Raw genomic sequence first — 13,991 nt, forward strand, 5'->3', positions numbered from 1 at the left:
TGCCCCCCTGGTATTTTGATACAAATATTTTACATTTCCTGACTAAGATATAGCCTGGAGCCGAAAGGACATACTATAAATAGTGAAATATGCCAAATGGATCTGTTTATTCCTGAGTTTATTGCATTGACCTCTCATTTATATGCGTACCCATCTGCATTCTCTTGCCCAAAGTCATCCGGCTGAGATAATAGAGAATCTGCTCCAAATAACATATTGTTTTACTTCTATAAATGGGGAAATGTATTGTGGGGTGCACTATGGGCACTACAGGAAACATCGTACTCTGAAGTTAAATGCGTTTTTGTCTATCTAGCGGGCTAAACCACCGGATTGAATCATTGCGGATGACGGCCTAATTAAACTAAGCCAGTTCATTAAATTTAAAGGAAATTATTTTTGAGTGGGTGTGTTTTGACCTGAAGTCATCGCGCTATAACAGTGGTTGGATTTTGCATTAATATCTCATTTTGGCCGTTATAAATATGCCCCGCTGAGTGTGGATATGCAGCATATCATGAGATTCTGGCTACTAAGAAAATCATAAAAAGTATGCGCCGTAAGTCATCATCCAATTGATGAATCATATTATTTAAGTTTTATTATTTTTAAAACGCATAGAATGCAAAATAGCCACCATAGAGGTAGCTATTTAGTGCAAATATTCAGGATCATACAAATCAAAATGCGATATATTGACTAATAATAACAAATTCGGAAACAAGTAATTACATTTATGCTGTTACGTGACTGCTGACCTTTCGTGAGGTTCAGTACCATTACCTATCAACTGAATTTCATCCAGAATATTGTGAAGATTTACGGATTAATAATGAAATAATTAACCGTTGATGGTACCAAATGAGACACTCATTTTTTCGAACATAGCGATAACTTTGTTAATCAGTTTCATGGGTTGCTCCTGTAAATATCTTTATTTTTATGTGATACACATCACAGTTATAAGTTACGCCAAAATGAAACGGTGGTCAAGTATTTTTGTGAGGTACATCACAAATCTTTTAATCACCATATCTCTCTTACATGGCTATCCGCTTTGAACCTCAACACCTGATTAGGTAATATAGACCGCCATACTCGTCATCCTGAGACTTTCACGTGCGGGTCTACAACTAACAACCCATCCGTAGATATCGCAGCATATTGATAATTTGGAGAAATTTTGGCAGAACAGTGTCCTTGTGGCAGCACACTTGAATACCGCGAATGCTGCGAACCTTATATTCTGGGTCGCCAAATCGCGGCTAAACCCGCAATATTGATGCGTTCTCGCTATAGCGCCTACGTGAAAAAAAATGTGGATTACTTGATCAAGACCTGGCACCCCGACTGTAATGCACAAGATTGGCGGGCAGGAATAATTCAGAGTTTCAGTCATACGGCATGGCACGGATTAACTGTACTGGCTGAAGTCGCGGGAGAGAGCGATGATGAAGCCTTTGTTGAATTCATTGCCCGTTTTACTGATACAAATAATAGCCAGATAAGCGCAATGCATGAGCGTTCTCGCTTCCTTCGTATAAAAGAACACTGGTACTATATTGACGGAATCCGGCCATCGGTGGGGCGAAATGATATCTGCCCATGTGGTTCGGGGAAAAAATATAAGAAATGCTGCGGGCGCTAATGGTCAAATAGCCCTTTTACCGCCCGTAGTATCGAACATTTACATCACATCAAGTCATGTTAAGACAGGATTTACCACCTTATGCCACACCAGAATGTACAAAAGAAAGTGTTACGCACTATTTGCCCTGATGCTAAAGGCTTAATCGCCAAGATCACCAATATCTGTTACAAGCACCAGCTGAATATTGTGCAAAATAATGAATTCGTTGATCATCTGACCGGTCGCTTTTTCATGCGTACAGAGCTTGAGGGTATTTTCAACGACACAACCCTGCTGGCTGATCTGGATGATGCATTGCCAGAAGGGACCAACCGCGAATTACATACCGCCGGGCGTCGTCGCATTGTCATTATGGTGACAAAAGAGGCACATTGCCTTGGCGACTTATTAATGAAAAGCGCCTACGGTGGTCTGGATGTTGAAATTGCGGCTGTCATTGGCAACCATGATGCATTACAGAATTTAGTTGAGCGTTTTGATATTCCCTTCCATCTTATTAGCCATGAAGGGCTCACCCGCGACCAGCATGATCAACGTTTGATTGAACAGATTGAACAATACCAGCCAGACTATGTGGTGCTGGCTAAATATATGCGAGTGCTGACGCCCGCTTTTGTGCAGCGCTTCCCCTATCAGATTATTAATATTCACCATTCATTCTTGCCCGCATTTATTGGCGCACGCCCCTATCACCAAGCTTATGAACGCGGCGTGAAAATCATTGGTGCGACTGCGCACTATGTTAATGACAGTCTGGATGAGGGCCCAATCATTATGCAGGACGTGATTCACGTAGATCACTCATATACTGCCGAAGATATGATGCGGGCTGGGCGTGATGTAGAAAAGAATGTACTGAGCCGCGCACTTTATCGTGTATTAGCGCAGCGTGTTTTTGTTTACGGCAATCGCACTGTTATTCTATAAGCTCACAATAAATCGATATTTTTTGTCCATATAATCATCGTCACGGACAAAAAATCACCGAACAAATTATTTTTTTCATTTCAAGTCTTTACAGGGGCGCTTCATTTGATATGATGCGCCCCGCTTACCAAAACAGTATTGTTAAGCAGTTAGGCCAGTGGTGGGGTTCCCGAGCGGCCAAAGGGAGCAGACTGTAAATCTGCCGTCATCGACTTCGAAGGTTCGAATCCTTCCCCCACCACCATCTTTATGAACAGCGAACTACACAATACGGCCAGTATTTAAGCATCAAAACCACAAATCAGTGGTGGGGTTCCCGAGCGGCCAAAGGGAGCAGACTGTAAATCTGCCGTCATCGACTTCGAAGGTTCGAATCCTTCCCCCACCACCATCATCTTATAATATCCTCAATTTTCTGATATAAAATCCGTCAAAAAAATTCCCTTCCGTGAAAGGAGATAATTCTCGTCGAAAGGAGATTAATATGACGTATTTACACCAAGGTATAGATATAATCTATTAAGCCATTTAACACACTTGAATGAGATCTGGATTTGTAGAAATACAATTTATTTTCATCTTGAAAATTGGTTAAGTTTATAAAATCCAACTTTGAGTCACCATTAAAATTATCCATAATAGAGTCTGTAATACAGATATAGCGGCCAGTATAGATAAAATCCAAACAGCAAGCCAAGTTATCAACCTGCCGTACACTTACTTTACTATGTTGTTTTTTAACAGATTCTTCTAGATTCTTAACGAATTGACTTCTGTATAAAGTCGGATTACACAGCCACGTGTTATTATGAAGAATATTTATGATATCTTGACTCTCATTAATTATATCTTTTCTACCATAAATGCCAAAGCCGCTATCTGGCACCTCATTTAATAATATAAATCTGTCACTATTAATTCTTTCCGATGAAAGAATAAGTGAGTTTCGGTCGTGCCGCAGATTTAGTGGTAATGGTTAATTGTCAGATACCATCCGATGATCTTATCGTGCATTTCTTCTGATTTTGAGAAGCAGATAGTCTTGCGGGCTAACCGTTTGAGATGGGTTCGCAAGTTCAGATTATGTCGCTCTATCCTCTGGGTGTATTTCTTGCTGATAACATGACTGGTTGAGGACAATAAAGTGCGGTATACCGGCCAGGCATCGGTCATGTAGAAGGCAATGCTAAACTGGCTCAGCAAAACCAGAAGACGCTTTAATGTCAAAGCATTTCGCGGGCCAAATACATGGGCGATAACGCGCTTTCGGATGCGGTCATAGGCATAAAACAGCCAGCGTTGATTGCCTTTACAGCGGACATATGACCACTGCTCATCGGCTTCACAGCAGATAACCACCTCTGCGCTAGGCTCTACGTTTTGCGCTACCTGGTGCGGCGTAAGTTTTTTAGATGACGCAGAACGGTATTGAGGCTTATCCGTAGAACCCGTGCTGTATCGCGGCATCCGGAGCCGTTCATCGCCATATCAACGATGGCCTGATGGGTTTCGGGTTTAGCTCCGTTGTAGCGATAGCTGAGCTGGAAGGTCTTCAGGCATTGGTTACAGCGATAGAGCTGCGCCCCTGAGCCGGAGTGGCCGTTTCGGATAACCCCATGAGTTTCAGAACAGCGAGGACAAACCACATCAATCTTTGCCATCAATCATCCAAAGGGTAAAGAGTACACCAACACTAAGTTTGCGTCACGACCTGAGTTTCCATCATAATCTCCAATCTCATCAATATTTTCGTAATAAAATTTTATTATATTAGCTTGAATATTATTCTTTTCTGCCACTTTATATAACTTTGTTAATTTCTCACTTTTCCCCCAGTCGTAATAAATATTGATGACATTGGAAACATGACCGGTAAGATGTTTTTTGGTTATTTCTTTTTCTTGCTGATACAAATCTTTTAGATCATTATATAAAACTTCTCCGTCTCGCGTTAAACTCATGCCAAACTTCTCTCGTTTAAATAATTTTTTTCCTATTATGCTTTCAAAGTCTTTTATAGACTTTGCCACGGGGGGCGTGGTTCTGTTCATCACTCTTGCAGCCTTACTCAGCGAACCATTTTCAACGACGGCCATAAAGGCCTCTAACTTACGAGATAGAAACATAATTCACCAATCCTTTGCTTTGCGTAAAAATTTATCAGAAAAAAAACAAGCATGCCTACGTATATAATGCTAACTGTAGATATTATTTAATATATAATATAAAAGACACCAATTGGATTTAGAGTAATTCGTAGATATATTATCAAAGATGATTGTCGCGTAGACACTAACGACGTGAAGTTGCATTTTTTGCAATCAAAGTTTTGGAGACTTTGCCTATTACCACTCTAACATTACAAACATTTCTAACAGAGAAATCAATGTAGATCTATGATATTAAATAACTATTTTTTATTCTTCATGTTACAAAATCAGTTAACACTATTTATTATGAAAAAACAAAAATCGCTGCTAATCTATATAAAATCAAAAAAAATTAATTATTTATGGCGACAGTGAATATGATAGAATCCATTTTTCATTTGGATAATAAATAAAGTTCATCAATAGATACTCATGATGTCATTAATGGTGAAAAATAAAATCAGCTTGTGCGCATTAAAATGGCACTATTCTACAGAAATGATTGGGGGCAGAATATCTAAAGGAGTGGTAGTTATATCCAACATCTCACACAATAATAACGCCTTACTCCAGATAAATAATATTGCCACAGTAATTTAAAGTTTTATTTTTTATAAATGGTTTCTCATAATCTATTTTAATGATGATTTATTACTTATTCTCTTACTGTGCATTACATTTTTACTTGGCATCTGCTAATATTCGGAGTCATTTCTAGTGAATATACGGTGCTGACCATGAAGTTTGTCTCTTTTAATATCAATGGCCTACGTGCTCGACCTCATCAACTGGCGGCTATAATCGAACAACATCAGCCAGATGTTATCGGACTTCAGGAAACAAAAGTACATGATGATATGTTTCCTCTGGAAGAAGTTAGTCAGCATGGTTATCACGTCTTTTATCATGGGCAAAAAGGCCATTACGGTGTTGCGCTGTTAACCAAAAATGAACCTTTGGCCATTCGACGTGGCTTCCCTACTGATGAAGAAGGTGCGCAGCGCCGTATTATTATGGCCGACATTGCCACCCCCCATGGCCCTTTAACCGTTATAAATGGTTATTTCCCGCAAGGAGAAAGCCGTGACCACCCCACAAAATTTCCGGCTAAAGAACGTTTTTATGCTGATTTGCAACAGTATTTAGAGCAACAACTTAGCGCTGATGCCCATGTGCTGATTATGGGCGATTTAAATATCAGCCCAACGGACCTGGATATTGGTATTGGTGAAGATAGCCGTAAGCGCTGGTTGCGTACCGGGAAATGTTCATTCCTGCCCGAAGAGCGGGAGTGGCTCGCCCGCCTGCAAAATTGGGGCTTGGTGGATACATTCCGTGCAGCTAATCCTGATGGCAACAACCAATTCTCGTGGTTTGATTACCGGTCACGGGGTTTTGATGAGAATAGAGGTTTGCGCATAGATTTATTGCTGGCCAGCCAGCCGCTAGCCGCGCGCTGCATCTCTACCGGAATTGATTACGACATTAGAGCCATGGAAAAACCATCGGATCACGCCCCGGTATGGGCTGAGTTTGCCCTTTAGTTATTGCTGATTTTGATATGCCCTATTTACTGATAGGGCTTTTTGTTTACAAAATAAATAACTCACGCTAATCAGGCAAATATAAAATGATCGATGTCGTCGCGGCAATTATTGAACGAAACGGCAAAATTTTACTGGCGCAACGCGATATCCATCGCGACCAAGCGGGTTTGTGGGAATTTCCTGGCGGGAAAGTCGAAGCGGGAGAGAGCCAGCCGCAAGCATTGGTACGTGAGCTTGCCGAAGAATTAAATATTGATGCCACAGTGAGTAGATATATCGCCACTCATCAATGGGATTTACCGCAATGCACTATTCGGCTCCATGCATGGCTTGTTGCAAGCTTCAGTGGGGAGCCCATCTTGCATTGCCATTCTGCGCTGGTTTGGTTAACGCCAGAGGAGGCTTATCATTACCCACTGGCCCCCGCTGACATCCCATTATTGGATGCTTATATCCGCCAAAAATAGTCAGCAATTACCGAGTTAATCTTTTCCAGATCAATGGATTAGTTCCAATCACATTGGGGTCTCGCACACACTGTAACACCTCCCCCTCAACCCGCAATACAGCACCTTCTGAATAATTCTGGTTTTGGTAAATACAGCAACGTGTGCACGGATTATTGTTAGTATTGCGATTTGATGAGTTATTCCAAATTTCAGGCGGTAAAGGAACAACAACATCCACATTATTCCGGTTGGCCAAAACCTGACCGGAAATAAGAGTGGCAAAACTGATCCCCCCCAGAATGACCCATATTCTCATGATTTATTCTCCTTGGCTTTGGATACGGTTTTTTTACGTTTCTTTATCACCCCAGCAGGTGCGGCGGGTAACCCACGGAAAACCTGGGGCGAACGATTCTGTTTTGCCTGACTGATTAAATCCTGCAATGTCGCCACCAGCGGTTGCATAAAATCCTGATAGCGGCAGTTTTTCTCGCTGATTTGTGTCAGCGTCGACTCCCAATGCGCCGTCATATCTGGACGAGCGGCGATATCCGGTAGTGCGTGTATTAATGCTCTTCCCGCCGGGCTTGCATGGATGTAACGACCCTTTTTAAATAAAAAAGTACGTTTGAACAATAGCTCAATAATACCGGCGCGTGTTGCTTCGGTTCCTAAGCCATCAGTGGCGCGCAATACTTTCTTCAGCTCTTTATCTTGCACAAAGCGTGCAATACCGGTCATGGCAGATAACAAACTGGCATCGGTAAAGGGGCGTGGCGGCTGGGTTTGGCGCTCCACAACTTCACCGCGCTCACACAGTAATTCCGCTCCCTTCGCAACCACCGGCAAGGGTGCCCCCTCATTCTCCTCATCTCGCTCTTTACTGCCGAGCAAGGTGCGCCAACCGGCTTCAGCCAGAAAACGGGCTTTAGCAATAAACTTACCGCCCGCAATATCCAATTCAATCACACACTTACGGAACTGCGCATCAGGACAAAATTGCATCAGATATTGCTGTGCCACTAATCGATAAACTTTGCTCTCATCCGCCGTCAAATTCACTTTGCTGGCTCGCGCCGTCGGAATAATGGCGTGGTGGGCATCCACCTTTTTGTCATCCCAGCAACGATTGCGCCGGTCGCTGTCCATCACATCCAGCGGCAAAAGGTCTGCCTGATGGATGCTGATAGCATTGAGCACCGAGTGTCGCCCAGCAAAATGCTCTTCTGGTAGGTATCGGCAATCTGAGCGCGGATACGTAATCAATTTGTGCGTTTCATATAATCGCTGACAAATATCCAGGACTTGCTGGGCACTCAGCCCGAATCGTTTTGCCGCCTCAATCTGCAAAGTTGACAGCGAGAATGGCAATGGCGCGGTTTCTGATTCCCGTTTATCATTATACGAGGTGACAAAGGCGGGCTGGCCGGTGATGCGGGTAACCACGTGTTCGGCCAGTGGGCGATGTAACAAGCGCCCTTCTTCATCCTGATAAGATTCACAAGAGTCGCTCGGCTGCCATAGGGCAATAAAACGCTCCTGAGCTGGCGTAATAATATGGGCTTTAACTTCAAAAAAATCTTTGGGAACAAAATCTTCTATTTCTTCATCACGGCGAACCACTAACCCCAATACTGGCGTCTGGACACGGCCAACCGACAACACCCCGTCATAGCCCGCATTGCGCCCAAGAATGGTATAGGCGCGAGTCATATTGATGCCATACAGCCAATCGGCCCGGGCTCGCGCTAAGGCCGAGACACAAAGCGGGATAAACTCGCGGTTATAGCGCAAGCGCTCCACCGCACGTTCCACCGCCTGCGGGTTTAAGTCATTAATCAAGCAACGCCGTACGTTTTGCTTTTTTTCTGCGGCTAAATCGAGGTAATCCAATACTTCGTCAACCAAAAGCTGCCCTTCGCGGTCTGGGTCTCCCGCATGAATAACTTCATCAGCTTGCTGTAGCAACTGCTTGATAACATTCAATTGTTTACTGACTGAAGGGCGCGGCTGCAACTGCCATTTTTCAGGGATGATGGGTAAATCAGCCAATGACCAACGCGCATAGCGGCTGTCGTAGGCATCAGGCTGGGCTTGTTCTAACAAGTGGCCGACACACCAAGTCACCATTTGGTCACTACCGCAGGCAATGAATCCATCACCCCGGCGATGCGGCTTTGGTAAAATATCCGCTATCGCCCGCGCCAGACTGGGTTTTTCGGCAATAAAAAGTCGCATCATTCACCGCGCGAATACGTCAAAGAAGAAAAGGTCATTCTGTTATCTCAATCAAGGCGCGGCTGTTATCCGTCACATTCAGCTCACCAATCGCACTGAGCGTTATACCCTGTTGAGCTGCAATTTCCTGCACTTGCGCCTCAGCTTGCGGTAATACCGCCAACAGTAACCCCCCTGATGTCTGCGGGTCACAGAGTAAATTCTTTTGCAAATCAGACATTTTGCCAATCAGATGGCCATAACTGTCAAAATTACGCCCGGTTCCTCCCGGCACACAACCCGCGGCAATATACTCTTCAACTGCCGGTAAGCGCGGAATAGCCGAAAAATGTAATGTTGCCTGAACACCCGATCCCTGACAAATTTCACTTAAATGCCCTAATAGACCAAAACCGGTCACATCCGTCATGGCGGTGACCCCTGGGATATGGGCAAAATCAGCACCAGATTTATTCAACTGGCACATGGTGTTAGTCGCAATACCTTGATGTTCTGGCCGCAATTGACTTTTTTTCTCTGCCGTCGTGAGAATGCCAATCCCCAAAGGTTTGGTGAGAAATAGCTTACAACCTGCGGTTGCGGCGCTGTTTTTCTTAACCTGCTCAGTGCCGACAATACCGGTAACCGCCAAACCAAAAATAGGCTCCGGCGCATCAATAGAGTGCCCACCGGCCAACGAAATACCCGCCTGCTGGCACACATAGCGCCCGCCTTCAATCACTTGCTGGGCAACTTCAGGGGCCAACTTGTCAATTGGCCAACCTAAAATGGCTATTGCCATAATAGGTTTACCGCCCATGGCATAAATATCACTGATGGCATTCGTGGCAGCAATGCGGCCGAAATCGAAGGGATCATCGACGATCGGCATAAAAAAGTCGGTGGTGCTGATAATACCGACCCCATTGCCAATATCATAAACGGCGGCATCATCACGGGTCTCATTGCCCACCAGCAGGCGCGGGTCAAGAAACTTTTGTTGCTCCGAATGTAAAATTTTATCCAATACTTTGGGCGAAATTTTGCAACCGCAACCCGCTCCGTGGCTGTATTGAGTAAGACGTATCGCTGGCGATGTCATAACACTCTCCCGTTTGATGGTTCAGTAATAAGCAGTTCAATCAATAAGTAAGCTATTTGGTCAGCAATGATGCATACAGGGCAAATATCCAAGCTGTCTATGGTAGCGCCTATAGCTTAGCTTAGTAAGTAGAGAGCGGTGTTTGGGCAGATAGGTTGGTCACAAAGCGGGCGAAAACGCAGCTTATTGCCGATAAAAGCCACAGGCTGCGCCGTATCGCGTGATAAATAGGCTATAACGGTTAGAAATAGCGGACAAACGTCGTGTAGTCCGGTGGCGTCACTTTGGTCGCGGATTTCAATTGCGCGGTGCCAAGGTACAGGAAGCCGACAATTTCATCCGCTTCGCGGCAAGCAAAACCCTGACGAACAACAGGATGTTGCGTCCAAGACCCGGTGCGCCAGATACCATTAAAACCTTGCGCCAGAGCAGCCATCTGCATCGCCTGCACCGCACAACCGGCAGACACAACCTGTTCCCAATTGGGTACTTTAGGATTTTCAGTCACATGCGCAATAACAGCAATAATCAGTGGGGCGCGGAAAGGGGCTAATTTCGCTTTTTCCAGTACCGCCTCATCAGAACCATCATGTTTCACCGCATCCTGTAGCAATTGGCTAAAGCGCTCAAGACCCTCATCTTGAATTAAAACAAAGCGCCACGGCTGCAAGGTGCCGTGATCTGGAGCCCGCATTCCTGCGTGGATAATGTGTTCCAATGCTTCGCCTGCCGGGGCTGGGGCAGTTAAACGCGACGCCGAGCGCCGGTTGAGTAACAGTTGCAATGCATCCATCATTTTCTCCTGATAGCGATTTTTATTTTCAGCACGGTAGCATAAGTTGTCGTTTTGTTACCAGTGTTGACCTATTCGCTATACTTCACGGTGATTTAAAGCTGACTTTTGTCCGTCAGGTCATTAGGATAACGATACTTGCCCGGTTTTGTTGGAGATAACATGCGCACTTTGTGGCGAATTATTGCTGGCTTTTTCAAGTGGACCTGGCGTCTGCTGAATTTTGTCAGAGAGTTTATTCTTAATCTTTTCCTGATACTGCTGATTTTGGTCGGTGTCGGTATTTACCTTCAGTTCCAAAACAGACCGGCAGAACCGGTTAAAGGCGCGCTGTTAGTGAATTTAAGCGGGGTCGTGGTCGATCAGCCGGCGGTGAATAATAAGTTGCGTCAATTGGGGCGTGAATTATTAGGGGCATCCAGTAATCGCCTACAGGAAAACTCCCTGTTTGATATTGTAGAAACCATTCGTCTGGCAAAAACCGACAATAATATTACTGGTTTGGTGCTATCACTGAGTGACTTTACCGGCGCTGATCAGCCCTCTTTGCAATATATTGGTAAGGCGCTGCGGGAATTTCGCGACACCGGTAAACCAATTTATGCTATTGGCGACAGTTATAATCAGACGCAATATTATTTAGCCAGTTTTGCCAACAAAATCTATCTGTCACCGCAAGGCGCGGTTGATCTGCATGGTTTTGCCAGCAATAACCTGTACTACAAATCATTGTTGGAAAAACTCAAAGTCACCACCAATATCTTCCGCGTTGGCACCTATAAATCGGCGGTGGAGCCGATGATTCGTGATGATATGTCGCCAGCGGCACGCGAAGCCGACAGCCGTTGGATTGGCGGATTATGGCAAAATTACCTCACGGCCGTGTCGGCAAATCGGCAATTAACGCCAGAGCAATTGTTCCCAGGAGCTGCCGGGGTTATCAGCGGATTGCAGGCAGCAGGCGGCTCTCCCGCGCAGTATGCACTGGCCAGCAAATTAGTCGATCAATTAGCGGCTCGGCCGGATGTGGAAAATGAGCTGGTTAAAACCTTTGGCTGGGATAAGAAGAATAATGACTTCAACTTTGTCAGTATTTATGATTATCAGCCAACGCCCGCCCCGCAGCAAGGTGAGCAGATAGCGGTGCTGTTTGCTAACGGCGCAATTATGGATGGGCCACAGACCCCAGGGAATGTTGGCGGTGATGCGCTGGCGGCACAAATTCGTCAGGCGCGTTTAGATCCGAAAGTCAAAGCCGTTATCTTGCGAGTCAACAGCCCAGGTGGCAGTGTTAGCGCTTCTGAACTGATTCGCTCTGAATTAACCGCATTACGCGCCGCCAATAAACCCTTGGTCGTCTCGATGGGCGGTATGGCAGCCTCTGGCGGCTATTGGATCTCAACCCCGGCCAATTATATCATTGCCAACCCTAGCACCCTGACGGGCTCGATAGGTATTTTCGGCGTGATTAATACTTTCCAAAACTCACTGGAGAGCATTGGTGTCCATACCGACGGTGTGGCAACCTCGCCACTGGCGAATGTGTCAGTCACTAAGGATTTACCACCTGAATTCTCTCAGCTGATGCAAATCAATATTGAGAATGGCTATAAAACCTTTATTGACCTGGTCGCGAGCTCGCGCCACAAAACACCTGAGCAAGTTGATCAAATCGCGCAAGGCCATGTGTGGATTGGTAGTGATGCCAAAAATAATGGTTTAGTGGATCAACTGGGTGATTTTGATGATGCCGTTAAGAAAGTCGCTGAGTTGGCGCAACTGAAAACGTGGCAATTAAATTGGTTTGTTGATGAACCGAGTCTCAGTGATTTAATTTTCGGCCAGATGAGTGCGTCAGTTCAGGCGATGTTACCTGCGGCTATCCAAGCCTGGTTGCCAGCGCCAATTTCTGCTTTGGCGCACGCCGTAAAAGATCAACCAAACTTATTAAACACCCTCAATGACCCACAGAATAGTTATGCTTTATGCCTAAACTGTGGTGATGTGCGCTAGTTAGTGTCTTAAATTGCAGATAAATACTCCGCCCGGCATCTGCCGGGCTTTTTTTCCTCGCCAGTCCCCTTATAATCCACTCATCTGATTGCGTACGATTTTCCAGGCAAATGACTCATGCAAAAGAAATCTATTTATGTCGCCTATACCGGCGGGACTATTGGTATGCAGCGCTCGGATAATGGATATATTCCTGTTTCCGGCCATCTTCAGCGCCAGCTTGCGCTCATGCCTGAGTTCCATCGGCCCGAAATGCCAGATTTTACTATCCATGAATATGCTCCATTAATTGATTCCTCGGATATGACACCGGAGGACTGGCAGCATATTGCCAATGATATTCAGCAAAATTACGATTTATACGATGGTTTTGTGATTTTGCACGGCACCGACACCATGGCCTTCACCGCCTCCGCCCTTTCTTTCATGTTAGAAAATCTGGCCAAGCCGGTGATTGTCACCGGCTCACAAATTCCCTTGGCAGAATTACGCTCTGACGGGCAGACCAACTTGCTGAATGCCCTGTATTTAGCGGCTAATCATCCGGTGAATGAAGTCAGTTTATTCTTTAATAACAAACTGTTTCGCGGCAACCGCACCACCAAAGCCCATGCTGACGGGTTTGATGCATTCGCCTCACCGAACCTCTCCGTGCTGCTAGAAGCCGGTATCCACATCCGTCGGGTGGTTTCGGTTGCATCCCCCATCAACAATGGCCCATTGATAGTTCATAGCATCACACCTCAACCTATTGGCGTGGTCACTATTTATCCGGGTATATCCGGGGCGGTGGTGCGTAATTTCCTGCTGCAACCGGTCAAAGCGCTTATTTTGCGCTCCTATGGGGTGGGCAATGCACCACAAAAAGCAGAGTTACTGGATGAGTTAAAAAATGCCAGCGAGCGCGGAATTGTGGTGGTCAATCTGACACAATGTATTTCTGGTAGCGTCAATATGGAGGGGTACGCAACTGGAAATGCCTTGGCGCACGCCGGGGTTATCAGTGGCTTTGATATGACGGTAGAGGCGGCGCTGACAAAGCTGCATTATTTACTAAGCCAATGCTTATCTCCTGAAGACATTCGCCGCTTGATGCAACAAAACCTGCGCGGTGAACTCAGCGAAACTAACTGACCGGGTGG

The 13,991-nt window shown here is 45.3% G+C and carries 11 protein-coding genes, 2 tRNA genes and 2 pseudogenes; 8 read left to right on the top strand and 7 right to left on the bottom strand.

Annotation, left to right across the window (positions count from 1 at the left end; all coding sequences use genetic code 11):
* The first annotated feature begins 1,183 nt into the window (after window positions 1–1,183).
* The 4 genes from D5F51_RS09315 to D5F51_RS09330 all read left to right on the top strand — a co-directional run bounded on the left by D5F51_RS09315 (window position 1,184) and on the right by D5F51_RS09330 (window position 2,969).
* Window positions 1,184–1,648 carry a YchJ family protein gene (locus D5F51_RS09315; protein WP_129196327.1) on the top strand — a complete coding sequence of 155 codons (465 nt, stop codon included), beginning with the start codon at window positions 1,184–1,186 and terminating at the stop codon, window positions 1,646–1,648.
* A gap of 81 nt (window positions 1,649–1,729) precedes the next feature.
* The gene (gene purU, locus D5F51_RS09320) at window positions 1,730–2,578 is read left to right on the top strand and encodes a formyltetrahydrofolate deformylase (RefSeq protein WP_025378136.1); all 849 of its coding nucleotides are present in this window, start codon (window positions 1,730–1,732) and stop codon (window positions 2,576–2,578) included.
* A 159-nt stretch (window positions 2,579–2,737) separates the two neighbouring features.
* Window positions 2,738–2,822: transfer RNA gene (locus D5F51_RS09325), tRNA-Tyr, on the top strand.
* 62 nt (window positions 2,823–2,884) lie between these two features.
* Window positions 2,885–2,969, top strand: a tRNA-Tyr gene (locus D5F51_RS09330).
* Between the two features lie 102 nt (window positions 2,970–3,071).
* Here D5F51_RS09330 and D5F51_RS09335 read toward each other — a convergent pair.
* From D5F51_RS09335 to ytxR, 3 genes and pseudogenes are all read right to left on the bottom strand, one after another.
* Window positions 3,072–3,533 (bottom strand): annotated as a pseudogene (locus D5F51_RS09335) (LysR family transcriptional regulator); the annotation flags it as partial.
* 8 nt (window positions 3,534–3,541) lie between these two features.
* Window positions 3,542–4,239 (bottom strand): IS1 family transposase gene (locus D5F51_RS09340; protein WP_100273935.1). Its coding sequence is split into 2 segments (ribosomal slippage): window positions 3,542–3,981 and window positions 3,981–4,239, totalling 699 coding nucleotides; the frame shifts between segments, so codons are not numbered across the junction.
* A gap of 51 nt (window positions 4,240–4,290) precedes the next feature.
* Window positions 4,291–4,704 (bottom strand): annotated as a pseudogene (ytxR, locus tag D5F51_RS09345) (LysR family transcriptional regulator YtxR); the annotation flags it as partial.
* Between the two features lie 761 nt (window positions 4,705–5,465).
* On the opposite strand from ytxR, the gene xthA reads away from it, so the two are divergent.
* Both xthA and D5F51_RS09355 read left to right on the top strand, forming a co-directional pair.
* Window positions 5,466–6,272 carry an exodeoxyribonuclease III gene (gene xthA / locus D5F51_RS09350; protein WP_129196329.1) on the top strand — a complete coding sequence of 269 codons (807 nt, stop codon included), beginning with the start codon at window positions 5,466–5,468 and terminating at the stop codon, window positions 6,270–6,272.
* An 86-nt stretch (window positions 6,273–6,358) separates the two neighbouring features.
* Complete coding sequence (locus D5F51_RS09355) at window positions 6,359–6,742, top strand: pyrimidine (deoxy)nucleoside triphosphate diphosphatase (protein WP_129196331.1); 384 nt, start codon at window positions 6,359–6,361, stop codon at window positions 6,740–6,742.
* 7 nt (window positions 6,743–6,749) lie between these two features.
* On the opposite strand, the gene D5F51_RS09360 is transcribed toward D5F51_RS09355, so the two are convergent.
* The 4 genes from D5F51_RS09360 to D5F51_RS09375 all read right to left on the bottom strand — a co-directional run bounded on the left by D5F51_RS09360 (window position 6,750) and on the right by D5F51_RS09375 (window position 10,836).
* Window positions 6,750–7,040 (bottom strand): DUF1496 domain-containing protein, encoded by a 291-nt coding sequence (locus D5F51_RS09360; RefSeq protein WP_025378133.1) that lies wholly within the window; start codon window positions 7,038–7,040, stop codon window positions 6,750–6,752.
* A complete protein-coding gene (locus D5F51_RS09365; RefSeq protein ID WP_025378132.1) occupies window positions 7,037–8,962 on the bottom strand; it encodes a DNA topoisomerase III in 1,926 nt (641 codons plus the stop codon). Before D5F51_RS09365 ends, D5F51_RS09360 begins: the two co-directional genes overlap by 4 nt.
* Window positions 8,963–8,996: 34 nt before the next feature.
* Window positions 8,997–10,043, bottom strand: a complete 1,047-nt coding sequence (gene selD / locus D5F51_RS09370) for a selenide, water dikinase SelD (protein WP_129196333.1) — start codon at window positions 10,041–10,043, stop codon at window positions 8,997–8,999.
* Window positions 10,044–10,284: 241 nt separating this feature from the next.
* Window positions 10,285–10,836, bottom strand: a complete 552-nt coding sequence (locus D5F51_RS09375; RefSeq protein WP_129199290.1) for an NAD(P)H nitroreductase — start codon at window positions 10,834–10,836, stop codon at window positions 10,285–10,287.
* A gap of 162 nt (window positions 10,837–10,998) precedes the next feature.
* Between D5F51_RS09375 and sppA the strand changes: the two genes are divergently transcribed.
* Together sppA and ansA are read left to right on the top strand one after the other, a co-directional pair.
* The gene (gene sppA, locus D5F51_RS09380; RefSeq protein ID WP_129196335.1) at window positions 10,999–12,849 is read left to right on the top strand and encodes a signal peptide peptidase SppA; all 1,851 of its coding nucleotides are present in this window, start codon (window positions 10,999–11,001) and stop codon (window positions 12,847–12,849) included.
* A gap of 117 nt (window positions 12,850–12,966) precedes the next feature.
* The gene (ansA, locus tag D5F51_RS09385; RefSeq protein WP_025378129.1) at window positions 12,967–13,983 is read left to right on the top strand and encodes an asparaginase; all 1,017 of its coding nucleotides are present in this window, start codon (window positions 12,967–12,969) and stop codon (window positions 13,981–13,983) included.
* Window positions 13,984–13,991 lie beyond the last annotated feature (8 nt).

This window comes from Yersinia hibernica, assembly GCF_004124235.1.
Classification (GTDB): Bacteria; Pseudomonadota; Gammaproteobacteria; order Enterobacterales; family Enterobacteriaceae; genus Yersinia; species Yersinia hibernica.